Annotated in this window: 20 protein-coding genes; 6 read left to right on the forward strand and 14 right to left on the reverse strand. The window is 72.6% G+C overall.

What is annotated here, in order from left to right:
- Window positions 1-33: 33 nt before the first annotated feature.
- Entirely contained in the window at window positions 34-771 is a 738-nt protein-coding gene (locus AB0J53_RS06795) for a TetR/AcrR family transcriptional regulator (RefSeq protein WP_364169282.1), read from the forward strand.
- Here the strand turns inward: AB0J53_RS06795 and AB0J53_RS06800 are convergent.
- Window positions 752-2,008 carry a class I SAM-dependent RNA methyltransferase gene (locus AB0J53_RS06800; protein WP_364169285.1) on the reverse strand — a complete coding sequence of 419 codons (1,257 nt, stop codon included), beginning with the start codon at window positions 2,006-2,008 and terminating at the stop codon, window positions 752-754. The two genes, AB0J53_RS06795 and AB0J53_RS06800, sit on opposite strands and share 20 nt — an antisense overlap.
- 86 nt (window positions 2,009-2,094) lie before the next feature.
- Here AB0J53_RS06800 and AB0J53_RS06805 point away from each other — a divergent pair, with 86 nt between their 5' ends.
- Window positions 2,095-3,714 carry an alpha/beta-hydrolase family protein gene (locus tag AB0J53_RS06805; protein ID WP_357591557.1) on the forward strand — a complete coding sequence of 540 codons (1,620 nt, stop codon included), beginning with the start codon at window positions 2,095-2,097 and terminating at the stop codon, window positions 3,712-3,714.
- Here AB0J53_RS06805 and AB0J53_RS06810 read toward each other — a convergent pair.
- Window positions 3,701-5,728, reverse strand: a complete 2,028-nt coding sequence (locus AB0J53_RS06810) for an APC family permease (protein ID WP_364169289.1) — start codon at window positions 5,726-5,728, stop codon at window positions 3,701-3,703. The two genes, AB0J53_RS06805 and AB0J53_RS06810, sit on opposite strands and share 14 nt — an antisense overlap.
- A gap of 103 nt (window positions 5,729-5,831) precedes the next feature.
- Between AB0J53_RS06810 and AB0J53_RS06815 the strand changes: the two genes are divergently transcribed.
- A complete protein-coding gene (locus AB0J53_RS06815) occupies window positions 5,832-6,497 on the forward strand; it encodes a TrkA family potassium uptake protein (RefSeq protein WP_219507760.1) in 666 nt (221 codons plus the stop codon).
- Window positions 6,497-7,156, forward strand: coding sequence for a TrkA family potassium uptake protein (locus tag AB0J53_RS06820; RefSeq protein ID WP_219507758.1), 660 nt, complete (start codon window positions 6,497-6,499; stop codon window positions 7,154-7,156). The genes AB0J53_RS06815 and AB0J53_RS06820 overlap by 1 nt, the downstream gene beginning before the upstream one ends.
- A gap of 282 nt (window positions 7,157-7,438) precedes the next feature.
- Here the strand turns inward: AB0J53_RS06820 and AB0J53_RS06825 are convergent, their stop codons facing one another.
- Genes AB0J53_RS06825 through AB0J53_RS06850 form a run of 6 tightly spaced genes read right to left on the reverse strand, consistent with a single transcriptional unit; the run spans window position 7,439 to window position 11,490 of the window.
- Window positions 7,439-8,107, reverse strand: coding sequence for a DUF3159 domain-containing protein (locus tag AB0J53_RS06825; RefSeq protein WP_308125869.1), 669 nt, complete (start codon window positions 8,105-8,107; stop codon window positions 7,439-7,441).
- A 4-nt stretch (window positions 8,108-8,111) separates the two neighbouring features.
- On the reverse strand, window positions 8,112-8,498 hold the full coding sequence (locus AB0J53_RS06830; RefSeq protein ID WP_049570465.1) for an OB-fold nucleic acid binding domain-containing protein: 387 nt from the start codon (window positions 8,496-8,498) through the stop codon (window positions 8,112-8,114).
- 29 nt (window positions 8,499-8,527) lie between these two features.
- Window positions 8,528-9,166: a DUF3710 domain-containing protein gene (locus AB0J53_RS06835; RefSeq protein WP_308125868.1), complete on the reverse strand. Its 639-nt coding sequence runs from the start codon at window positions 9,164-9,166 to the stop codon at window positions 8,528-8,530.
- 34 nt (window positions 9,167-9,200) lie between these two features.
- A complete protein-coding gene (gene dut, locus AB0J53_RS06840) occupies window positions 9,201-9,641 on the reverse strand; it encodes a dUTP diphosphatase (RefSeq protein ID WP_219507754.1) in 441 nt (146 codons plus the stop codon).
- A complete protein-coding gene (locus AB0J53_RS06845; RefSeq protein WP_357591561.1) occupies window positions 9,638-10,192 on the reverse strand; it encodes a PaaI family thioesterase in 555 nt (184 codons plus the stop codon). Before AB0J53_RS06845 ends, dut begins: the two co-directional genes overlap by 4 nt.
- Window positions 10,193-10,203: 11 nt before the next feature.
- On the reverse strand, window positions 10,204-11,490 hold the full coding sequence (locus AB0J53_RS06850) for an AI-2E family transporter (protein WP_364169296.1): 1,287 nt from the start codon (window positions 11,488-11,490) through the stop codon (window positions 10,204-10,206).
- 90 nt (window positions 11,491-11,580) lie between these two features.
- Between AB0J53_RS06850 and AB0J53_RS06855 the strand changes: the two genes are divergently transcribed.
- Window positions 11,581-13,872: a DUF6351 family protein gene (locus tag AB0J53_RS06855; RefSeq protein WP_364169299.1), complete on the forward strand. Its 2,292-nt coding sequence runs from the start codon at window positions 11,581-11,583 to the stop codon at window positions 13,870-13,872.
- Window positions 13,873-13,879: 7 nt separating this feature from the next.
- On the opposite strand, the gene valS is transcribed toward AB0J53_RS06855, so the two are convergent.
- Window positions 13,880-16,381 (reverse strand): valine--tRNA ligase, encoded by a 2,502-nt coding sequence (valS, locus tag AB0J53_RS06860; protein WP_364169302.1) that lies wholly within the window; start codon window positions 16,379-16,381, stop codon window positions 13,880-13,882.
- Window positions 16,382-16,490: 109 nt separating this feature from the next.
- Here valS and AB0J53_RS06865 point away from each other — a divergent pair, with 109 nt between their 5' ends.
- On the forward strand, window positions 16,491-16,775 hold the full coding sequence (locus AB0J53_RS06865; protein ID WP_219507747.1) for a DUF4235 domain-containing protein: 285 nt from the start codon (window positions 16,491-16,493) through the stop codon (window positions 16,773-16,775).
- Here the strand turns inward: AB0J53_RS06865 and AB0J53_RS06870 are convergent.
- From AB0J53_RS06870 to paaN, 5 genes are read right to left on the reverse strand one after another with little or no spacing between them, the layout of a single operon-like run.
- Entirely contained in the window at window positions 16,708-18,141 is a 1,434-nt protein-coding gene (locus AB0J53_RS06870; RefSeq protein WP_364169306.1) for a trehalose-6-phosphate synthase, read from the reverse strand. The two genes, AB0J53_RS06865 and AB0J53_RS06870, sit on opposite strands and share 68 nt — an antisense overlap.
- A gap of 21 nt (window positions 18,142-18,162) precedes the next feature.
- Entirely contained in the window at window positions 18,163-19,695 is a 1,533-nt protein-coding gene (locus AB0J53_RS06875; protein ID WP_364169309.1) for an FAD-dependent monooxygenase, read from the reverse strand.
- A 13-nt stretch (window positions 19,696-19,708) separates the two neighbouring features.
- On the reverse strand, window positions 19,709-20,668 hold the full coding sequence (locus tag AB0J53_RS06880; RefSeq protein ID WP_364169856.1) for an MBL fold metallo-hydrolase: 960 nt from the start codon (window positions 20,666-20,668) through the stop codon (window positions 19,709-19,711).
- Entirely contained in the window at window positions 20,665-21,474 is an 810-nt protein-coding gene (locus AB0J53_RS06885) for a 3-hydroxyacyl-CoA dehydrogenase family protein (protein ID WP_219507744.1), read from the reverse strand. The genes AB0J53_RS06880 and AB0J53_RS06885 overlap by 4 nt, the downstream gene beginning before the upstream one ends.
- A complete protein-coding gene (gene paaN, locus AB0J53_RS06890) occupies window positions 21,471-23,114 on the reverse strand; it encodes a phenylacetic acid degradation protein PaaN (RefSeq protein ID WP_364169312.1) in 1,644 nt (547 codons plus the stop codon). The genes AB0J53_RS06885 and paaN overlap by 4 nt, the downstream gene beginning before the upstream one ends.
- Window positions 23,115-23,123 lie beyond the last annotated feature (9 nt).

Consider the following 23,123-nt stretch of genomic DNA (forward strand, 5'->3'; position numbering starts at 1 on the left):
CTTCGGGAGGAGTCAACGAGTGAAGGCGGAGCGATGAAGGAAGAGCTGCCCGCGGGCCTCGCCGAGCTGTGGGACCGGCTCGGCGCGCCCGAGCCCGCGCCGAGAAACCGGCTGACGCTCTCCCGCGTCACCGGCGCGGCCGTCGAGCTGGCCGACGCCGACGGGCTCGACGCCGTGTCGATGGCCCGGGTCGCCGAGCGGCTCGGCTACACCACGATGTCGCTCTACCGGCACCTCAAGAGCAAGAACGAGCTCCTGCTGCTGATGCTCGACCGCGTCGCGGCCCTGCCCCCCGAGCTGGACGAGCCCTTCGACGGCTGGCGCGACGGCCTGGAGCGCTGGTGCCGGGCGCAGTGGGAGATGCTGCACGCCCACCCCTGGATCGTGCACCTGCCGATCACCGGGCCGCCGATCACGCCCAACCAGCTCGCCTGGACCGACCGCGCCCTGCGCACGCTGCGCGGCACCGGGCTGAGCGAGGCCGACAAGGCGGGCGTCGCCCTGCTGGTCGCCAGCCACCTGCACACCGTGGCGCGGCTCGGCGCCGACCTCGGGCCCGCCGCCTCGGGCGAGTCGATCGCCGCCTACAGCGACCTGCTCGGCAGGCTGGTCGACGGGGTCCGCTTCCCCGCGCTGCGGGCCGCCGTCGACGCCGGCGCCTACGACTATCCCGCGGGCACCCCGGCCGAGGAGCGGCGGCTGGACTACCGGTTCGGGCTCGCCCGCATCCTCGACGGCGTCGCCGCGCTGATCAGCTCGGCCGGCGGGTGAGCAGCGCCACGCACTCCACGTGGTGAGTTTGCGGGAAGGCGTCGAAGGCGCGCAGGTCACCCAGCTCGTAGCCGCGCTCGGCGAACCACTTCAGGTCGCGGGCCAGCGTCGCCGGGTCGCACGACACGTACACCACGCGCAGCGGCTCCAGCGACACCACGCGCTCCACCACGTCGAGGCCCAGCCCCGAGCGGGGCGGGTCGACCACGACGAGGTCGGCCCGCTCGATCTGGAAGCGGTCCAGCGCCTCCTCCACCCGGCCCCGCTCGACCCTCGCCTGAGGCAGGTCGCGCAGGTTGGCGCGGGCGTCGCGCACGGCGGCGGCCTCCGACTCCAGCCCGAACACCGCCCCTTCGGGTCCGACCGCCTCGGCCAGGCCCGCCGCGAACAGGCCCACGCCGCAGTAGAGGTCGAGCGCCCACTCCCCCGGCTCCGGCGCCGCGTAGGCGAGCACGGCGTCGAGGAGCGTCTCGGCCGCGCCGGGATGCACCTGCCAGAAGCCGCTCCCGGAGACGCGGAACTCGCGGTCGCCCACCCGCTCGTGCAGCAGCCCGGAGCCGTGGCGCGGCACGGTGCGGCCCTTGCCCTGGTCGAGCAGGATCGAGGCGGGCGCGTCGAGGTCGGGCACCGCCACCTTGCGGCGCGGGCGCGGCGCGACCACGACGGCCCGGTCGCCCTCGGAGGAGGCGATCACCTCGACCGACGCGGCGCCCGGCCACTGGTGGTCCTCGGCGGCGACGGCCTCCACCTCCGGGTGCGCGATCAGGCAGGCGTCGATGAGCTGGAGGTCGTGCGAGCGGTGCTTGCGCAGCCCGAGCCGGCCGTCGGGCAGGGCGGCGAACTGGACGCGGGTGCGCCAGCCGAGGCCGTCCTTGGCGCCCGGCACCTCCTCCACGACCACGTCACGCTCGATGCCGGCCAGCCGGTGGAGCTGCTCGGCGACCACGGCCGCCTTGAGCCCGCGCTGCGCCTCCAGCGTGGCGTGCTGCCAGTCGCAGCCGCCGCACAGCCCGGGCCCGGCATAGGGGCACGGCGGGACGACGCGGTCGGGCGACGGCTCAAGGATCTCCACGGCGTCGGCGCGCAGGAACCGGGTGGTCTCCTCGGTGACCTCGGCGCGGACCCGCTCCCCCGGCAGCGCGTGCCGGACGAACACCACGCGCCCTTCGTGGCGCGCCACGCACCAGCCGCCGTGGGCGACCGGACCTACTGTCAGCTCGAGTGATACCTGTTCCACACGCATACCCTATGCCCAGCCGGGTGGCACTCCTCCGGTTACGCTGAGTGGTCGCACGCTCGTCAGTGGTTCGGGGGGACGCTGAGTTGTGGAAGCTGGGGTTCGGGGGGACTCTGCTCGGCACGCTGTTCTTCTGCGCGTCGCTGACGCCGTCGCTGCTGCCCCGGACGTGGCTCTACCAGGGGGTCATGGGCGCGGTCACGGCCGTGCTCGGCTACGCCGCCGGGGCCTCGGCGGGCGCGGTGTGGCGGGCGCTGGTGCGCCGCCGCCCGCCGGAGCGCTGGCGCCGGCCGGCCTGGCGGATCATGCTGACCGGCTGCGCGCTGCTGACCGCCGCCGCGCTGTGGTACAGCTACGACTGGCAGCGCGACCTGCGGGCGCTCATGGGCATGGACACCGCGATCACCTGGTTCCCGCCGGTCATCCTGGCGCTGGCCGTGGTGCTGTTCGCGCTGTTCCTGGGCCTGGCCAGGCTCGTACGGCTCGGCGGGCGCAAGCTGATCGCCTGGCTCGACAGGTTCGTCCCGTTCTACGTGGGTCACGTGCTCGGCGTGCTGGTCGTCGGCTTCCTGGTGGCGGTGTTCGCCAACGACGTGCTGTTCTCCGGGTTCGTCCGGACGATGAGCGACATCTCGTCCGTGACCAACGCCACCACGCACCCGGGCGTCCACCGGCCGGCCTCCGCGTCGCTGTCCGGCGGCCCCGGGTCACTGGTGAGCTGGGACTCCCTGGGCAGGGAGGGGCGCAGGTTCGTCGGCACGGCCACCACCCCGGCCCGGCTGCGGGAGTTCACCGGGCAGCCCGCCCGGCAGCCCATCCGCGTGTACGTGGGGCTCGACACGACGGCCTCACCGCGTGACCAGGCGGCCCTGGCGGTGCGCGAGCTGGAGCGCACGGGCGCGTTCGACCGCGCGGTGCTGGCCGTGCTGGGCACCACCGGCACCGGCTGGGTCGACCAGGGCATGGCCGATCCGCTGGAGTACATGTACGGGGGCGACTCGGCCCTGGTCGCGCTGCAGTACTCCTACCTGCCGAGCTGGGTGTCGTTCCTGGTCGACCAGAAGAAGGCGGCGCAGGCCGGGGCGGCGCTGTTCGACGCGGTGCGCTCCCGGTGGGAGCAGCTGCCCGCCGGCGACCGGCCCAAGCTGGTGGTCTCGGGCGAGAGCCTGGGCTCGTTCGCGCTGGAGAACGCCTTCCGCGACGTGGACGACCTGGCCGCCAGGACCGACGGCGCGCTGTTCGTCGGGCCGCCGAACGCCAACCCGATCTGGAACGAGGTCACCGCCGGCCGCGACCGGGGCAGCCCGCTGTGGCGGCCCGTCTACCAGGACGGCGTCACCGTCCGGTTCGCCCAGCGGCCCGGCGACCTGGAGCGGCCGCCCGGCCCGTGGAAGGAGCCCCGGGTCGTCTACCTGCAGAACGCCTCCGACCCGGTCGTGTGGTGGACGCCCCGGCTGATCTACGACCGGCCCGGCTGGCTGGAGGGGCCGCGCGGGCCCGGCGTCAACCCGCAGATGAACTGGTTCCCGCTGGTCACGTTCTGGCAGGTGCTGGTGGACATGACGGCGGGACTGTCGGTGCCGCCCGGCCACGGCCACCGCTACGGCCCGAACATCGCCGACGGGTGGGCCGCCGTGGCGGCGCCGCCCGGGTGGAGCGAGGCCGACACCGCCAGGCTGCGCGGGCTGCTGCTCAGCGGTTCTTGACCTGCTCGCCGCCCGACCGCCGCGCCACGCCCGGCGCGTACTGCTCGGGACGCCCGCGCAGCCGGTCGGAGGAGTGGAGCTGCCACGGCACGCTCGTCACCATGACGCCCGGCTTGAACAGCAGCCGCGCCTTCAGCCGGAACGCGCTCTGGTTGTGCAGCAGGTGCTCCCACCAGTGGCCGACCACGTACTCGGGGATGAAGACCGTCACCACGTCGCGCGGCGAGCGGCGGCGCACGGTCTTGACGTAGTCGAGGATCGGCTGGGTGATCTCCCGGTAGGGCGAGTTGAGCATCTTGAGCGGCACCGGGATGCCGCGCCGCTCCCACTCCTCCTGCAGCGCCCGCGCCTCCTTGCCCTCGACGCCGACCGTGATGGCCTCCAGCGTGGACGGCCGGGTGGCGCGGGCGTAGGCCAGGGCCCGCAGCGTCGGCTTGTGGATCTTCGAGACGAGCACGATGGCGTGGTTGCGGGCGGGCAGCGTCGACTCGTCGTACTCCTCGGTGATCTCCAGCTCGGCGGCGACGTTGTCGTAGTGGCGCCTGATGGCCTTCATCATGAGGAACAGGATCGGCATCGCGATGCACACGATCCACGCGCCGACCACGAACTTGGTGAGCAGCACCACCACGAGCACCAGCCCGGTCATGACCGCGCCGAAGAAGTTGATCGTACGCGAGCGGTGCATCTGGTGGCGGGCCTTCAGGTCCTCCTCGGTCTTGAGCCGGCGGGTCCAGTGGATGACCATGCCGGTCTGGCTGAGCGTGAACGAGACGAAGACGCCGACGATGTAGAGGTTCAGCAGGCGGCTGACGTCGGCGTCGAAGCCCCACAGCAGCAGGCAGGCCATCAGGGCCAGGATGATGATGCCGTTGGAGAAGGCGAGCCGGTCGCCGCGGGTGTGGAGCTGGCGCGGCAGGTAGCGGTCCTGGGCGAGGATCGAGCCGAGCACCGGGAAGCCGTTGAAGGCGGTGTTGGCGGCCAGGAACAGGATGAGCGCGGTGACGCCGGAGATGACGACGAACGGCAGCGACCCGCCGCCGAAGACCGCGTCGGCCACCTGCGAGATGATCGGCTGCTGGTGGTAGCCGGGGCCGACCGGCGTGCCGTCGGGCCGCAGCAGGTCGGTGGCGGCCACCGACGGCTCGGCCACCTTGACCCCGGAGGCCAGGCCCAGCGCGATGATGCCGCCGAACATGCTGATCGCGATCAGGCCCATCATGAGCAGCGTGGTGGCGGCGTTGCGGCTCTTGGGCTTGCGGAAGGCGGGCACGCCGTTGCTGATGGCCTCGACGCCGGTCAGGGCCGCGCAGCCGGTGGAGAAGGCGCGCAGCACCAGGAACGCCGCCGCGAACATGGTCAGGTCGGTCTGCTCCGGCACGATGTCGAAGTCGGCGCTCGGCGCGCGCAGCTCCTCCTTCAGGAAGACGACCTCGAACCCGCCCACGGCGATCATGCCGAGCACCGCGATCATGAACGCGTACGTGGGGATCGCGAACGCGGCCCCCGACTCGCGCAGGCCGCGCAGGTTGACGACGGTGAGCAGGATGACGATCCCGATGGCCACGGCGGGCTTGTGCTGGGCCACGAACGGGATCGTCGCGCCCACGTAGTCGACGCCGTTGGCCACCGACACCGCGACCGTGAGCACGTAGTCGACCATGAGGGCGCTGGCCACGGTGAGCCCCGCGTTGGCGCCCAGGTTGGTGGTGGCCACCTCGTAGTCCCCGCCGCCGCTCGGGTAGGCGTGCACGTTCTGCCGGTAGGAGGCCACGACCGTCAGCATCACGACCACGACGGCGATCGCGATCCACGGGCTGTAGGCGTAGAACGAGACACCCGCCAGCGACAGGATGACCAGAATCTCCTGCGGCGCGTAGGCGACGGAGGAGAGCGCGTCGCTGGCGAACACGGGCAGGGCGATGCGTTTCGGCAGGAGTTGCTCGTGAAGCTGGCCGCTTCTCAGGGCCCGCCCCACGAGCAGGCGTTTGACAAGATCCGATGCTTTCGCCACGTTACGGAATGCTAGTCCTATGTGCCTGTGCCGCCGACGGGGCGCTCCCGGTGGACGCCATACTGGTGTCGAGCAACGGGCCGACCGCGGAGTGCGGGGGAGTATGCATATAGTGATCATGGGGTGTGGCCGGGTCGGATCGACCCTCGCGCACATCCTTGAGGACAACGGGCATTCGGTCGCGATCATCGACCGGGACCCGCAGGCGTTCCGCAGGCTGCGGGCCGGGTTCCGCGGCCGCCGGGTCACCGGCATCGGCTTCGACCGCGACGTGCTCACCGAGGCGGGCGTCGAGTCCGCCGCCGCGTTCGTGGCGGTCTCCAGCGGCGACAACTCCAACATCATCTCCGCCCGCGTGGCCCGCGAGACGTTCGGCGTCGACGACGTGGTGGCGCGCATCTACGACCCCCGGCGCGCCGAGGTCTACCAGCGGCTCGGCATCCCGACCGTGGCGACCGTGCGCTGGACCGCCGACCAGATCCTGCGCCGCGTCCTGCCCGAGGGGGCCGAGCCGCTGTGGCGCGACCCGACCGGCACCGTCGTGCTGGCCGAGGTGACGGTCAACCCGGCCTGGATCGGCACCCGCGTCGTCGACCTGGAGGCGCACGCCGGGGCCCGCATCGCCTTCCTCAACCGGATGGGCGAGGCCGTGGTCATCACCGGCACCACGATGGTGCAGGACGGCGACGTGCTGCACGTCATCGCCGCCGAGGACGACATGGACCGGATCAACCAGGTGCTGGCCGAGGCACCGGAAGAGGACGAGTGATGCGCGTCGCCATCGCCGGGGCCGGCGCCGTCGGCCGCTCCATCGCCGCCGAGCTCCTCGAGAACGGCCACGAGGTCCTGCTCATCGACGTCAACCCCAAGGCCATCAAGATCGACAGCGTGCCGCGCGCCGAGTGGCTGCTCGCCGACGCCTGCGAGATCGCCTCCCTCGACGAGGCCGGGCTCAGCAACTGCCACGTCGTCGTCGCCTCCTCCGGCGACGACAAGGTCAACCTGGTCGTGTCGCTGCTGGCCAAGACCGAGTACGGGGTGCCGCGCGTGGTCGCGCGCATCAACCACCCCAACAACGAGTGGCTGTTCAACGAGTCGTGGGGCGTCGACGTCGCGGTCTCCACGCCGCGCCTGCTGAGCGCGCTCGTCGAGGAGGCGGTCAGCGTCGGCGACCTGGTGCGGCTGATGACGTTCCGCCAGGGGCAGGCCAACCTGGTCGAGCTCACGCTGGCCGACGACGCGCCGGTGGTGGGCCAGCGGGCCGGCACGGTGCCGTGGCCCACGGACTCGGCGCTGGTGGCGATCCTGCGCGAGGGCCGCGTCCTGGTGCCGACCGCCGACGACCCCCTGGAGGCGGGCGACGAGCTGCTGTTCGTGGCCAACCAGGAGGTCGAGCAGGAGCTCGCCCACCTGCTCTCCCAGCACTGACCCATGACGGCGCCGGCGGAGGACGGCGACGGGATCGACCGGGCCGGACGGCAGCGGCTGACGGAGTCCACCCGGCTGCGCCGCCGGATCGGCCACCTCGCGGGCGTGGCCGCCAACCAGGTGGGGCTCGTCCACCAGGCGATCGACGAGGGCCGCCCCCTTCGGCCCCCCGCCCGCCTCCGGCCCCCGCCCACTCCAGCCCCGGCTTCTCCGGTCCGGGCCCGCCCGGGAATGGCGGAACCCGCCTCTCGTTCGAGAGACGGGTTCGCCGGGCGGAAGGGGTCAGGCCGGGGCGGGCGGGTTGAGCGGGGTGCGGCCGCGGCCGAGCACCCACACCATCGCGGCCAGCGCCGCCACCTGCAACGGCCAGCCCATGACGATCTTCGCGAAGCCGAGCGCCGCCACCGCCGGGTCGCCGCCGCCGAACAGGTAGACCGGAAGCTGCACGGCCACCCGCACCACGCACGGGATCATGAGCAGCCAGGTGAGCCGGGTGCAGAGCTTCACGATGCCGGGGTCCTTGTGCCACCCCACCGGGTCGTTGGTGACCGACCCGATGAGGAAGCCGACGACCGGCCACCGGGCGACGATCGAGACCAGCATCCCGACCGAGTAGGCGGCGTTCCACAGGATGCCGGGCAGGAAGTAGTCCTTCGCGTCACCGGTGCGGCTGGCGAAGAACGCGCCGATCGCGATGCCGATGAGGCTGTTGATCACGAACTGCGGCGTGGACCGCTGCACGAGCCGCACCAGCAGCAGCGCCACCGCCAGCGTGATGCTGACGATCAGCGACAGCCGGAGCTGCTCGGTCGTGATCCAGGTCAGCGTGAAGGCGATCGTCGGCACCGCCGCCTCGATGATGCCGCGCACGCCGCCGAACGCCTTGGCGAGCTGGGCTCGCACCGCCGCCTCGACGGTGTCGTGGGCGGCTTCTCCGGCCTCAGCACTCACCTGATCAACTCCCTGGGCGCAGCTCGTATCGCGGATTGAACATCACCTTGCGGCCGTCCTGCATGCTGACCAGCCCTTCGGCCTTGACCGGCCGGCCCGGCTCGATCCCCGCGATCTTGCGGCGGCCGAGCCATACCAGGTCGATCACGTCGGAGCCGTCGTACAGCTCGGCCTCCAGGGCGGGGGCGCCGCCTCGCGGACGCAGGGTGACCGTCCGTAGCGTACCGGCTACGCAGAACCGGCGTCGGCCGCCACACGAGGCGATGGGCGTGGCGCCTGCCTCGTCGGCGCCCTCACGAAGCTCCTGTGCCTCCAGCTCGGACCGGCTCGTGGCCAGCCTGCTGAAGAAGGCCCGCAATCCTCCGCGTTTCGGAGGCTCTGCCGTACTCATGATGGTTCAGCCTATGTGATAAGGACGCGTCAGCGTATCTCGCTGATTTCGGGGCCGCGTTTGAACGGGTTCTGCTGCTGGGCCTCGGGCTGCTCGGCGACCGGCTGCTCGTTGGGGCGGCGCAGCGGGATCGATTCCTCGCGGGCCATCGGCTCGTCGCCGCGGACGACCACGACGTCCTTGACGAACTCGACGAACGCCTCGGCCACCGTGTCGTCGACCGCGGCGCGGCCGTTGATCACGGCGAGCAGGAACCAGCGGGGGCCGTCGATGCCCAGGTAGCGGGCCGGGCGGCTGCCGCCCTCGACGGGGATCTGCCCGGCCAGCTCGGGCCCGAACGGGCCCTCGCGCTCCTCCAGCGCCGGGGCGCTCGCCTTGATCTTGGTCCTGATCTCGTCCCACAGGCCCGAGCTCTTCGGCGCGGCCAGCGCCTGGAGCTGCAGCGAGCTCTCCTCCCACAGCGCGACCACGCCGACGTGCTGGTCCCCCACGGAGGCCAGCCGGACGTCGAAGGCCGGGTTGTGGGGCAGGCGCAGCCCGCCCAGGTCGGTGCGGTCGTGGTCGGGGTGGGGCTCGTCGGCGTCCCACGGGCCGGATTCGCGCGCAGGGACGGCGGCGGTCTCCTCCGCCACCTGCTCCGGCTGCTCACGACGGCGACGTCGCAACACGTTGTCTCACTCTCCCTGATCTTGTCAGTGTCTTTCAGCGTCCGGTCGAACCGTGCCCGCCGGCGCCCCGAGCGGACTCCGGCAGGCTCTCCACCTCGCGGAAGGCCGCCCGCTCCACCCGCTGGAAGACGAGCTGGGCCAGCCGGTCGCCGCGGCGCAGGCGGAACGGCTCCTTCGCGTCGGTGTTGATCAGCGTGACCTTGACCTCGCCCCGGTAGCCGGCGTCGACCGTGCCGGGCGCGTTCACCATCGTGATGCCGTGCCTGGCGGCCAGGCCGGAGCGAGGGTGGACGAAGGCCGCGTAGCCGTCGGGCAGCGCGATCGCCACGCCGGTGCGGATGACGGCCCGCTCCCCCGGCAGCAGCTCGGCGTCCTCGGCGGAGTAGAGGTCGGCGCCCGCGTCGCCGGGGTGGGCGTAGCGGGGCACCGGCAGCCCGGGGTCGAGGCGCTGGATGAGGACCTCCACCTCGGTCACGGGTTCACCTCGTAGTCCTGGTGCTCGGCGGCGATGGCCGCGAGGTCGCCGTGCTCGGCGAAGTGCGCCATGTCCACCTCGATGAACAGCGCCGCCGCGCGGACGGCGACCGGGCCGTCGGGGGCGCCGATGCGCCCCTCCGCCTCAAGGTACGCCTTGCGGCCCGAGATCCCGTTGCACCAGGCACGCAGGTGGAGTGTTGTGCCCACGGGAACGGGGAGGAGGTAGTCGGTCTCCAGCCGTCCCGTGACATAGGGCTTGTGGAACAGCCAGACGGACATTCCGATGACCTCGTCCATGGCGGCGGCGAGCACGCCGCCGTGCGCGAGCCGGGGCGCGCCCTGGTGCGCCTCCCCCACGGTGAACTCGGCCTCGACGGTGTTGCCGTCCGGGGTGACGGCGTTGATGTGCAGGCCGGTGGGGTGGTCGGCGCCGCAGCCGAAGCAGCGGCTGTAGTGGGAGCCGAGGGCGGCGCCGGGGCCGGGCGCGCCGGGGTGCGCCTTGGGCGGCTCGGCGCCGGGCGGCGGGGTGGTAACGGTGGAACGAGTCACGGGTGACGAGGCTACTCCGTGTCGGCACCGGCCCGGGTCGCGGCGGGGGAACGTCCCTGTTCCGGGGGATCATCCGGGAGCCCGTCCGTGGGCCCGTCGGGGCCTCCGTCGGGGCATCCGTCCGAAGGGCCGCCCGACGGCCCGTCCGTGGGTCCGTCCGTGGGCCCGTCCGTGGGCCCGTCCGGCGGCCCGTCCGGCGGGCCTGTCCCGGCGTCGCCCGCCGGGCGGGGCGGGGGCGGCAGCGAGGGCGGGTCGGAGCGCAGCTCGGGCAGCGCGCGGTAGATGACCGCGGCGATCGGCACCGCGACGACGGCGCCCGCGATGCCCGCCAGGATGCCGCCCACGGACAGCACGAGGATGATCGCCAGCGGGTGGAACCGCAGCGCCCGGCCGACGATCAGCGGCTGCAGCACGTGGTTCTCCAGCTGCTGCTCGATGACCAGGATGCCGACGAAGATGAGCGCGTAGACGATGCCCTTGGCGCCCAGCGTGACCAGGGTGGCGACGGTGCCGGCGAAGAAGATGCCGACGATCGGGATGAAGCTGGCGAAGAAGATGAGCACGGCCAGCGGTGCCCACAGCGGCACCCCCATGCCGGCCAGCACGATGCCCATGACGACGCCGTGCACGGCGGCCACCAGGACGCTGCCCTGCACGTAGTGCGACAGCGTGGTCCACGCGGCCCGCCCGGCCCGGTCGACGCGCGGCGACATCCCGCCGAACCCCTTGAGGAACCACGACCAGATCCGCTCGCCGTCCTTGAGCAGGAAGAACGTCACGAACAGCAGCAGCACGATGGAGGCGAGCACCTCGACGGCCACCGCCCCGGCGGACAGCACGGTGCCGGTGATGGCGTCGCGCTGGGCGTTGATCATCTTGACGACTTCGGCGACGTACGCGCTGATCTGCGCCTGCTCCAGGTGCAGCGGCCCGGTGGTGAGCCACTGCTGCACGTCGGCGACGGTGGCCTCGACCTGCTTGACCAGGTTGGGGAATTCCTCGGTGGCGCGCACGCCCACCAGCCAGCCGGTGCCCACCAGCACGGCCAGCGCGGCGAGCATGGTGAGCCAGGTGGCCCAGATGGGCCGCAGCCCGGCCTCGCGCAGGCTCCGGGTCAGCGGGAAGAGCAGCGCGGTCAGCAGCAGCGCGATCGCGACGGGCAGCGCCACGAAGCTGAGCCGGGCGATCACCTGGACGAAGAAGTAGACGACCACGCCGACGAGGACCAGGCACAGGCACCACGCGGCCATGCGGGCGAGCACGGGGGGCACGAGTTTGGTGGGTCGGTCGGTCAGCACGTTTCAAGACTGGCACGCCGGAGCCGAGGATGCGCGCGGTTAAAAGTTCGGGCCTGGGCAAGGCGGTGCCGCCGTGTCACCGTCATGGTCATGAATCCAGTCGGGGCCGTGAATCCAGGCGGGGCCGTGAAGGCGGGCGGGGCCGTGAAGGCGGGCGGGGCCAGGAAAGCGGGCGCGGTGGCGCTCGCGGTCGTCCTGGGGCTGGCGGCGGCTCCGGCCTCCCCGGCGCGGGCGGGCGGGGGCACAGCCGCGGGCGAGCTCTCGACTGAGGTCTCGACTGAGCTCTCGACTGAGCTCTCGGTGAAGGTCTCGGTCGAGGTGCTCTCCAGCCGCGCCGACCAGGTCAGCGGCGGTGACGCCCTGGTCCGGGTACGGGTGCCGCGCGGCGAGCGGCCGAGGGTGCTGCGTGACGGCGCCGACGTCAGCGCGGCCTTCCGGGCCGACCCGGGCGGGCGCACGTACACGGGCCTGGTGACGGGGCTGGCGGCCGGGACGGGCACGATCACCGCGTACGCGGGCCGGCACCGTGACTCGCTGCGGGTGCGCAACCACCCGATCTCCGGCCCGATCTTCTCCGGCGAGCACCAGTACCCGTTCGTGTGCAAGACGGAGCGGAGCGGGCTCGGCCCGCCCGTGGCCGACAACCGGGACGGTCAGGGCATGCGGGTGGCGGGCGGCTGGAGCCGCGACTGCTTCGCGCCCCCGGTCACCGACCGCCTCTACCGCTCGACCGGCGGCGCGTTCAAGCCGATGCCGCCGCGGGGCCGCCCGGCGGACCTGGCGACGACCACGACGCTGGACGGCCGGACCGTCGACTTCGTGGTGCGGCGCGAGCGCGGCGTGATCAACCGGTTCGTCTACTCGATCGCGGCGCTGGAGGACGGCTACACCGGCCGGGCGGTCTACCAGTTCGACGGCGGCGTGGCGATCGGCCACGACCAGGGCACGCTCGGCTCCGGGGCGCTGGACCCGTACGGGCTGGGCCAGGGGTACGCGATCCTGCACTCGTCGGGCACCCGCACCTCGACCCACTACAACCTGATCCTGGGCGGCGAGACGGCGCTCATGGTCAAGGAGCGCTTCGTCGAGACGTACGGGGTGCCGCTGTACACGGTGGGCGTGGGCGGCTCGGGCGGCGGCATCCAGCAGTACATCTACGGACAGAACCACGGGAACCGGATCATCGACGCGGCCATCGCGCAGTATTCCTATCCGGACATGGTCACCCAGACCATCCACGTGGGCGACTGCGAGCTGCTCGAACGGTACATGGACGGCAACCCGCGCTGGGCCCGCTGGGAGGACCGCACCGCGCTCATCGGCATGAACGCGAGCGACACGGTCGTGAACCCGTTCACCGGCAAGCCCGGCTCGGACGAGTGCGTGACCGGCTGGCGCGGCCTGACCCCGCTGGCCATGAACCCGCGCTGGACCGACGACGACGCTCCGGAATGGGAGCGGACCGACCCGCCGGGCGTCAAGGAGAGCGTCCAGTGGACGCACTGGGACGACCTGCGCAAGGTGTACGGGGTGGACGCCGCCGGATACGCCCGCTCGGCGTGGGGCAACGTGGGCGTCCAGTACGGGCTGAAGGCGCTCACGGACGGCGTGATCACGCCCGCGGAGTTCCTGGACGTGAACGCGAAGGCCGGCTCGTGGAAGGAGCAGGCCGACATGGTGCAGGAGGGCTGCCCGTTCACCCCGTCGGCCTGCCCCGGCGACGTCGACCCGTGGAGCGCGCGCAACATGAACCTGGGCGACCCGGCGCCGCGCCGCGCGCCCGACCCGGTGGCGGTCAGGAACGTGCTGCGCAGCGGCCTGGTGTTCGGCGGCGACATCGACATCCCGGTGATCGACTGGCGGCCGTACCTGGAGGAGCGGCTGAACATGCACAACGCCCACCAGTCGTTCGCCACGCGCAAGCGCATGCTGGACCACGACGGCCGGGCGGGCAACCAGGTCATCTGGTTCACCGACGCCCGGCCCGAGCCGCGCTCCGACGCGACGCCCGAGGCGCTGGCCGTGATGGAGGAGTGGCTGACCGCGATCCGGGAGCGGCCGTGGCGCGGCGTGACGGGCAACAGGCCCGCCGGGGCGGTGGACCGCTGCTTCGCCGTGGACGGCACGCAGATCGCGGCCGGGCCGCACGTGTGGGACGGCATCCTGGACCGGCGGGAGCCGGGGGCGTGCACGAAGGCGTTCCCGCTCTACTCGACCTCCCGCGTGGTGGCGGGCGGGCCGATCGAGGGCGGCGTCTACGCGTGCCGGCTCCAGCCGGTGTCGAAGGCGATCGCCCGCGGCCTCTACGGTGCGTGGACGCCCTCGGCGGCCGAACGCGCCCGCCTGGAGCAGATCTTCCCGACGGGCGTGTGCGACTACTGAACAGCGGCTACTGGACGGCTGCTACGGCCGGGGAGCCGAGCAGGACCTCGACGGTGTGGCTCTCGCCCTGCTCCAGGACGAACTCCTCGACCGCGCCCGCCCCGCACAGGTCGTCCTGGGCGAGCCGGATGAGGGCGGCCTGCGGCGAGGTCACGGTGAGCCGGGACACCTCGGCCCGCATCGACGCCTTGGCCTCGGACTTGGCCTTGCGGACCTGGCGCAGCACCTGGGAGGCGGCCTCCAGCACGGCGGGGTCGCCGCCCGGCTGCCCGGCCTCGGGCCAGGCGGCCCGGTGGACCGAGCCGTCGCGCCACCACGACCACACCTCCTCGGTGACGAACGGCAGGAACGGCGCGAACAGCCGCAGCAGCACGTCGAGCGCCTGCCGCAGCGCCTCGTGCGCCGACGCCGCCGCCGCGCCTTCCTCGTACGCCCTGGCCTTGACCAGCTCCAGGTAGTCGTCGCAGAACGTCCAGAAGAACCGCTCGACGGCCTCCAGCGCCCGCGTGTGCTCGTAGGCGGTGAACGCCTCGGTGGCCTCGCGGACGGTGGCGGACAGGGCGGCGAGCATCGACAGGTCGAGCGGCTCGGTGATCTCGCCGCCGCCCTCGCCGAGCCCGAGCACGAACTTCGACGCGTTGAGGATCTTGATGGCCAGCCGCCGGCCGATCTTGAGCTGCCCGGCGTCGAACGCGGTGTCGACGCCGTAGCGGCCGCCCGCCGCCCAGTAGCGGACCGCGTCGGAGCCGTGCTGCTCCAGCAGGTCCATCGGGGTGACCACGTTGCCCTTGGACTTGGACATCTTCTTGCGGTCGGGGTCGAGGATCCAGCCGGAGATCGCCACGTCGCTCCACGGCGTGCTGCCGAACTCCAGGTGGGAGCGGACCACGGTGGCGAACAGCCAGGTGCGGATGATCTCGTGCGACTGCGGGCGCAGGTCGGCCGGGAAGACCCGCCGGAACAGGTCGTCGTCGGTCTCCCAGCGGCCCGCGATCTGCGGCGTGAGCGACGAGGTGGCCCAGGTGTCCATCACGTCGGGGTCGGCCATGAACCCGCCGGGCACGCCGCGCTGGTCCTCGGTGTAGCCCGGCGGGGTGTCGGACGACGGGTCGATCGGCAGCGACTCCTCGGGCGGCGTGATCGGCTCGTCGTAGACGGGCTGCCCGGCCTCGTCGAGCCGGTACCACACCGGGAACGGCACGCCGAAGAAGCGCTGCCGGGAGATCAGCCAGTCGCCGGACAGGCCCTGCACCCAGTTGTCGTAGCGGACCCGCATGTGCGGCGGGTGCCACTCCAGCTCGCGCCCGCGCTCCAGCAGCCGCTCGCGCAGCGCCTCGTCGCGCCCGCCGTTGCGGATGTACCACTGCCGGGTGGTGACGATCTCCAGCGGCTTGTCACCGCGCTCGTAGAACTTCACCGTGCGCTGCACCGGGCGCGGGTCGCCGTCGAGGTCGCCGGACTCGCGCAGCAGCTCCACGATCCGCTCGCGGGCGCTGTGGACGGTCTTGCCGGCCAGCTCCTTGTACGGGCCGGGCTCGACGCCCTCCGGGGGCTCGGGCAGCAGCCGGCCGTCCCAGCCGATGACCGGGCGGGTCTCCAGGTTGAGCTCGCGCCACCAGGTCACGTCGGTGATGTCGCCGAATGTGCAGATCATCGCGATGCCGGAGCCCTTGTCCGGCTCGGCCAGGTGGTGGGCCAGAATCGGCACCTCGACGCCGAACAGCGGCGACAGCGCCGACGTGCCGAACAGCGGCTGGTAGCGCTCGTCGTCGGGGTGGGCGACCAGCGCCACACAGGCGGGGATCAGCTCGGGCCGGGTCGTCTCGATCCAGACCGGGCCCTTCTCGCCGTAGAAGGAGATCCGGTGGAAGGCGCCGGGCCACTCCCGGTCCTCCAGCTCGGCCTGGGCGACGGCGGTGCGGTAGCTGACGTCCCACAGGGTGGGCGCCTCGGCCAGGTAGGCCTCGCCGCGTGCCAGGTTGCGCAGGAACGCCCGCTGCGACACGCGCCGCGAGTCGTCGCCGATCGTGGTGTAGAGCAGCGACCAGTCGACCGACAGGCCGACGCGCCGCCACACCTCCTCGAACGCCTGCTCGTCGATCTCGGTCAGCTTGTGGCACAGCTCCACGAAGTTGCGCCGCGAGATGGAGATCTCCCGCTTGCCCGGCTTGTCCGGCGGAGTGAAGCCGGGGTCGTAGGGCAGGGACGGGTCGCAGCGCACGCCGTAGACGTTCTGCACCCGCCGCTCGGTCGGCAGGCCGTTGTCGTCCCAGCCGATGGGGTAGAACACCGACTTGCCCAGCATGCGCTGGTGACGGGCCATGATGTCGGCGTGGGTGTAGGAGAAGACGTGACCGACGTGCAGCGAGCCGGAGACGGTGGGCGGCGGCGTGTCGATCGCGTAGACCCGCTCACGCGGGCTCGTGCGGTCGAAGCGGTAGGTGCCCTGCTCGTCCCAGCGGGCTACCCATACCTGCTCCAAGCCGTCGAGAGTCGGTTTCTCGGGCATGAGGGCATGGCGTAGTCGCTGCTGAGTCATGCCTCCTTATGGTACGGCTTGGCGGGCGCAGAAGCGGTAGAGACTAGTGTTCGTTACAAAGGGGAAGGGAGAAGGTCGGATGGCTGATGACAAGCCCGATGTCGCCTGGCGGGTGGTCGGCGGTCTGGTGGGGCTGGTGACCGCGTGGGCGGCCAGGAAGCTCCTCGGCTACGCCTGGGTCAAGGCGACGGGCAAGGAGCCTCCTGTCGATCCCGACTCGCCCGAGGTCAACATGGGTGAGGCGATCGGCTACGCGGTCGTGATGGGCGTGGGCATGTCGGTGGCGCAGATCGTGGTCAACCGGACCGCCAAGAAGCGCTATGACTCGTGGCGGGCTCTGAAGCAGGCGTCTCCAAAGCTGTGAGGAACTCGCTGGCCCAGCGGTCCACGTCGTAGGTGGCGACCCGGCGGCGCATCGTGCGCATGCGCCGGGCCAGCTCGTGCGGCGTGGCCCGCATCGCGGCCAGCATCTGACGCTTGACGTCCTCGACGTCGTACGGGTTGACCAGGTAGGACTGGCGCAGCTCGTCGGCCGCCCCGGCGAACTCGCTGAGCACCAGCGCGCCACTCAGGTCGTGGTGGCAGGCGACGTACTCCTTGGCCACCAGGTTCATCCCGTCGCGCAGCGGCGTGACCACCATGACGTCGGCGGCCAGGTAGAGCGCGGCCAGCTCCTGCTTGCCGTAGGACTGGTGGAAGTACTGGATCGGCTGGCCGCCGAAGACCGCGTTCTCCCCGTTGATCCGGCCCACCTGCAGCTCGATGTCGTCGCGCAGCCGCCTGTACTCCTCGACCCGTTCGCGGCTCGGGGTGGCGATCTGCACGAACGTCGCCTCGCCGGGGGCGATGCGGCCGTCCTTGAGCAGCTCGCCGAACGCCTCCAGGCGCTGGCCGATGCCCTTGGTGTAGTCGAGCCGGTCCACGCCCAGCAGCACGTGCTCGGGGTCGCCCAGCTCGGCCCTGATCTCCTTGGCCCGGGAGATGATGTTCGGCTCGCGGACGAGGGAGTCGAGCTCGCCGAAGTCGACGGAGATCGGGAACGCCTGCGTGGTGACGACCCGGTCCTCCAGGAAGATCTCGTTCCCCTTGTACGGGACGCCGAGCAGCCGGCGGCACAGGCGGCGGAAGTTCGAGGCGCCGCCGGGCAGCTGGAAGCCGACCAGGTCGGCGCCGAGCAGCCCTTCGACGAGCTCCCTGCGCCACGGCAGCCGCCAGAACAGCTCGACCGGCGGGAACGGGATGTGCAGGAAGAAGCCGATGCGCAGGTCGGGCCGGAGCTTGCGCAGCAGGGCGGGCACGAGCTGGAGCTGGTAGTCCTGCACCCAGACGACGGCGCCCTCCTCGGCGGCCTCGGCCGCGGCGGCGGCGAAGCGCTCGTTGACGGCGCGGTAGGTCTCCCACATGGGCCGCTCGAAGACCGGCGGCGCGACCACGTCGTGGTAGAGCGGCCAGAGCGTGGCGTTGGAGAAGCCCTCGTAGTAGAGCTCGACCTCCTCGGCCGACAGGGGCACCGGGATCAGGCTCATGCCGTCCTGCTCGAAGGGCTCCAGCTCCTCGTCGGCCGCGCCGTGCCAGCCGAGCCAGGCGCCGTGGCGGCGCTGCATGACCGGCGCGATGGCGGTGACCAGCCCGCCGGGGCTTCTGCGCCACGAGGCCGTTCCGTCCGGGTCGACGGTCCGGTCCACCGGCAACCGGTTCGCGACGATCAGAAACGAACTACGGCCAACCACCCGAGATCTCCTCCCAAAGGCTCATTGGTACGCGAGACGCGACGCGCGTCTCACGGCGTCCGCCACCGTCTCGGGCCCCGCGTGGGGGATGATCGCGGCGATGTGGGCATCCGGCCTGATCAGCCATGCTTCGCCAGGTCCAGCGCCGAGCCTCTCAGCGAGCGTGCCGGTCCCGTCCATCTCCGCGAGCTCGCGTACGGCGAGCGGCGCCAAGGTGACCTTGCCCAAGACCTGGGCAAACAAACCCGAATCGCACATTTCACCCAGGAGTACCAGGAATCCATCGCGGCAGTGCTCGCGCAGGCGTCCCCCGGGCAGCGGCACGTCCGGCACGATCACTCCCGGCGCGGGCTCGCACGGCGATCCCCTGGGTGGCCGGCCCCGGAACGGACGGGTGGGCTCCGGCGTGGTGAGCGGCGAGTCCACGTACCAGAACGGCTCGGCGAAGCGGCCGGAGTCGACCTGCTCGGGCCGCCCGCTGCCGAGCGCCGCGCGCCGCCGGGCCCGCTCCTCCTCGGTGCGGGGCGCCAGGAAGCGCATGGTGGCGCCGGTCACCTCCAGGTTCTCCAGCGCCGCCGCGTGCCGCTCGGCGTGGTAGCTCTCCAGCAGTTCCTCCGGCGCCCACCCGTGGAGCACGAAGGCCAGTTTCCAGGCCGCGTTCTCGGCGTCGGGCACGCCCGAGTTGAGGCCGCGCGCCCCGAACGGCGCCACCAGGTGCGCGCAGTCGCCCGCGAGCAGCACCCGCCCGGCCCGCATCCGGGAGGCCACCCGCGCGTGGAAGCGGTAGGTCGACTGCCACAGCAGCTCGTAGTCGCGCCCGCCGATCACCTGCCGGATCCGCCTGTCCACCTCCTCCGCGGACGGGACGTGGTCCGGCGGGATCTGCCAGTCGATCCGGTACGACGACCCCGGGCACGGATGGACGAGCACCTGCCGCCCCGGGTTCCACTCGGGGTCGAAGTGGAAGCGGCGCTCGTGCTCCCAGCCCGGCAGGTCGGCCCGGATGTCGCAGATGAGGAACTGGTCGTCGAACGTCTCCCCCTCGAACGTGACGCCGAGCGCCCGCCGCAGCTCCTGCGCCCGCGCCCCCGCGCACACGACCGCGTACGGGGCGCGCAGGACGCGCTCGCCGCACCGCACGGTGACGCCGCCACTGTCCTGCTCGATCCCGGTCACCCGGTGGCCCCAGCGCACCTCGATCAGCGGCTGCGCGGCGATGGCCTCGTCGAGGATCTCCTCGGTGCGGGCCTGGGAGATGTTCACGCACGGCGGCAGCGGGCCCTGGCCGCCGAACGTCCAGGAGAACAGCTCCTCGCCCCGGTAGTAGGTGCGGGCGGTGGTCCACGCCAGCCCCTCCTCGGCGACGCGCCCGGCGCCCGCGGCGGCCCAGATGTCGAGCACGTCACGCTGCTGGCAGATGGACCTCGACCCGGTGGCGTCGCGCCGCTCGCGCTGGTCGAGCACGAGCACCGGCACGCCCCAGCGGGCCAGCAGCAGCGCCGCGCTCTGCCCGACCGGGCCCGCGCCGACGACGATGACCTGCGGCTCGGCCAACGAGAGGCTCCCTTCAGGACTGCAGCTGGGCCCAGACCTGCCGGTCGCGCTCGGCGGTCCACACGCGCGGGCGCGTCACGCCGTCCAGCTCGTCCCACAGCCGGGAGACGTTGAACGGCAGGCAGTGCTCGAAGATCGGCCAGGAGCCGTAGCGGGGGGCGAGCGCCCGGTGCACGGCCTCGAAGGCGTCCTTGAGCGTGCCGCCGCGCTCGCGGACCCGCCCGGTCTCGGCGAGCATGACGGCCAGGAAGTCGCGGGTCTGCCCGATCGCCGCGTCCACCCCGGCCTTGCCGCGCGCCACCGCTCCCCTGCCGCCGACCAGCGTCGTCGCGCCGAACGAGGCCACCCGGTCCAGCGTCGGCCCGGCCCAGTCGCGGTGGAAGGCGTCGCCGGTGTAGAGGGCGGCCTGCGACTCGACCAGGTCGCCGGCGAACAGCACGCCCTGCCGGGGCAGCCACGCCACCAGGTCGCCCTCGGTGTGGCCGCGCCCGCAGTAGTGCAGCTCCACCCGGCCCCGGTCGCCGCCGAGCTCGATCGTCATCCGGTCGCCGAACGTCACCGTGGGCCTGGTCAGGCCGGGGATCGACGCCGGGTCCTTGAACAGCCGGGGCATCCGCCCGTACTCGCTGGCCCAGTCCTGCTCGCCGCGCTCCTCGATCAGCTCGGCGGTCTTCTCGTGGGCCACGATCGCGTCGGCGCCGAACGCCGAGGCGCCCAGCACCCGGACCGCGTGGTAGTGCGACAGGACCAGGTAGCGCACCGGCTTGTCGGTGCGCTCGCGCAGCAGGGCGAGCCATTCGCGGGCCGCCACGGGGGTCGCCATGGCCTCGAAGCAGACCAGGAAGTCCTCGCCCTCGACGGCGCCGACGTTGGGGTCGCCCTCGGCGGTGAGCGCGTGGACGCCGCCGCCCAGGTCCTCGAAGCTGCGCTGCTTGTCCTCCAGGTCCGCCGAGGAGGCGAACGGCCTGCTCACCACGTGTAGAACCCCTTCCCGCTCTTGCGCCCGAGCCTGCCCTCGGCGACCATCTCGCGCAGCAGCCGGGGCGGTTCGAAGCGCGGGCCCAGCCGGGCGTGCAGGTAGTCGGCGATGGCCAGCCGCACGTCCAGGCCCACCAGGTCGCCGAGCTTGAGCGGTCCCATCGGGTGGTTGTAGCCGAGCGTCATGGCGGTGTCGATGTCCTCGGCCGAGGCGACGCCCTCCTCGACCATGCGGATGGCCTCCAGGCCGAGCAGCACGCCCAGGCGGCTGGTGGCGAAGCCGGGCGAGTCGTTGACGACGACGCTCGTCTTGCCCAGCCGCTCGGCGCAGGCGCGGGCCAGGTCGAGGGCGGCGGGCTCGGTGGCGGCGGTGACGACGATCTCGACCAGCCGCTGCACCGGCACCGGGTTGAAGAAGTGCAGGCCGAGGAAGCGGCCGGGCCGCTCCAGCCCGGCCGACAGCTCGGTGACCGACAGCGAGCTGGTGTTGGTGGCCAGCACCGCGCCGGGCCCCAGCCGTGACTCGGCCTCGCCCAGCACTACGGCCTTGAGCGCCGGGTCCTCCGGCACGGCCTCGACGACGAGGTCGGCGTCGGCCGGGACCGGCCCGAACGCCAGCCGCTCCAGCGCCCGCGCCCGGCTGCCGCCGCCGCGCGACTCGGCCACGCCGAGGCCGTGGACGATCCGCTCGCGGGCGGCGTCGGCCTGCGGCTCCTGCACGGTGACGGTGTCGCCGGCGGCCAGGAACACCTGCGCGATCCCGGCCCCCATGCGGCCGCCGCCGATGACGCCGATCCTCATGAGGCGGGGCGGCGCGACTGGACGACGTGGAAGCGGCCGGCGACGTAGCCGGGGTCGGTGAGCGAGGCGGTGGCGGCCGGGTTGGCGCCGCTGCCGTGGTAGTCGGAGAAGGCGGCCGACTGGTTGACGAACACGCCGCCGGTGAGGTTGCACGACAGGTTGACGCCCGCGTCGAGCGCGGCCCGCTCGGCCTGCTCCAGCACGTCCTCCGAGGTGGAGTAGACCGACGCGGTGAGCGCGCCGCGCTCGGTGATCGTGCGCCGCAGCAGGTCGAGGCTCGCGGCGGTGGAGTCGGTCGGGACGACGAACGAGATCGGCCCGAAGTGCTCGCGCCCGAAGACGTCGGCCCGCTCGGGCCCGACGCGGACGATCGCCGGGGTGCGGACCACCGCGTCGGGGAACGCCGGATGCTTGATCGCCCGCGACGCGAGGACCGGCTCGCCCAGCTCCGGCGCCTGCTCGACCCTGGCCAGCACCTCCGGGTTGACGATCGCGCCGGTCAGCTCGACGGCCTTGGCGTCGTCGCCGAGCAGCCGGTCGACCGCCGCGGCCAGGCCCCGGGCGACCTCGTCGAAGCTCTTGTGCCCCTCGTCGGTGTCGATGCCGCCGGCGGGGACCAGGATGTTCTGCGGCGCGGTGCACATCTGCCCGCTGTAGAGCGACAGCGAGAACGCGAGGTTGGCGAGCATGCCACGCCAGGAGCCGGTCGAGTCGACGACGACTGTGTTGACCCCGGCCTTCTCCGTGTGGACGAGCGCCTGCCCGGCGTTGCGTTCCAGCCAGTCGCCGAACTCGGTGGAGCCGGTGAAGTCGACCACCCGCACCCGGGGATCGGTGGCCAGCTCGACGGCCAGGCCCCTGCCCTCCTCGACGGCGAGCTGCACCAGGGCCGGGTCGAAGCCCGCCTCGGCCAGCACCTCGCGGGCCACGCCCACGCTGATGGCCAGCGGCAGGATCGCCCGGGGGTGCGGCTTGACGACGACGGGGTTGCCGGTGACCAGCGAGGCGAACAGCCCCGGGTAGGCGTTCCAGGTCGGGAACGTGTTGCAGCCGATGACCAGCGCGACCCCGCGCGGCACCACGGTGAACCGCTTGTCCATCACGACCGGCTCGCCCTTGCCCGGCTTCTCCCAGCGGGCCGTGGCGGCCGACGCCGTCATGGCGGCGTAGCCGTACGCGATCGCCTCCAGCGCGCGGTCCTGCGCGTGCGGGCCGCCCGCCTGGAAGGCCATCACGAACGCCTGCCCGGTCGTGTGCTGCACCGCGTGGGCCAGCTCGAAGCTGCGCTCGTTGATCCGGCGGACCATCTCCACGCAGGCCAGCGCGCGGGCCTCGGGGCCGGCGTCGCGCCAGGCGGGCATGGCCGCCCGCGCGGCGTCGAGCAGTTCGCCGGCGGGCGTGCGCGGGTAGGTGACACCCAGGTCGATCCCGTACGGCGAGCGCTCGGCGCCGATCCGCTCGCCGGGCTGCTCCAGCGGGAACGGCTTGCCGAGCAGGCTGTCGAACGCCTCCTTGCCCCGCTCGGCCGCGCCCTCGCCGTAGACGCGGGGGCTCGGCGACTCGGGGTAGGCGCTCCAGTAGGCGCGCCGGGCGACGGCGGTCAGGGCCTGGTCCAGGGTTTCGCGGTTGCGTTCGAACATCGTTGTTCA

The sequence above is a fragment of the Nonomuraea sp. NPDC049725 genome (assembly GCF_040674795.1).
Taxonomy (GTDB): domain Bacteria; phylum Actinomycetota; class Actinomycetes; order Streptosporangiales; family Streptosporangiaceae; genus Nonomuraea; species Nonomuraea ceibae.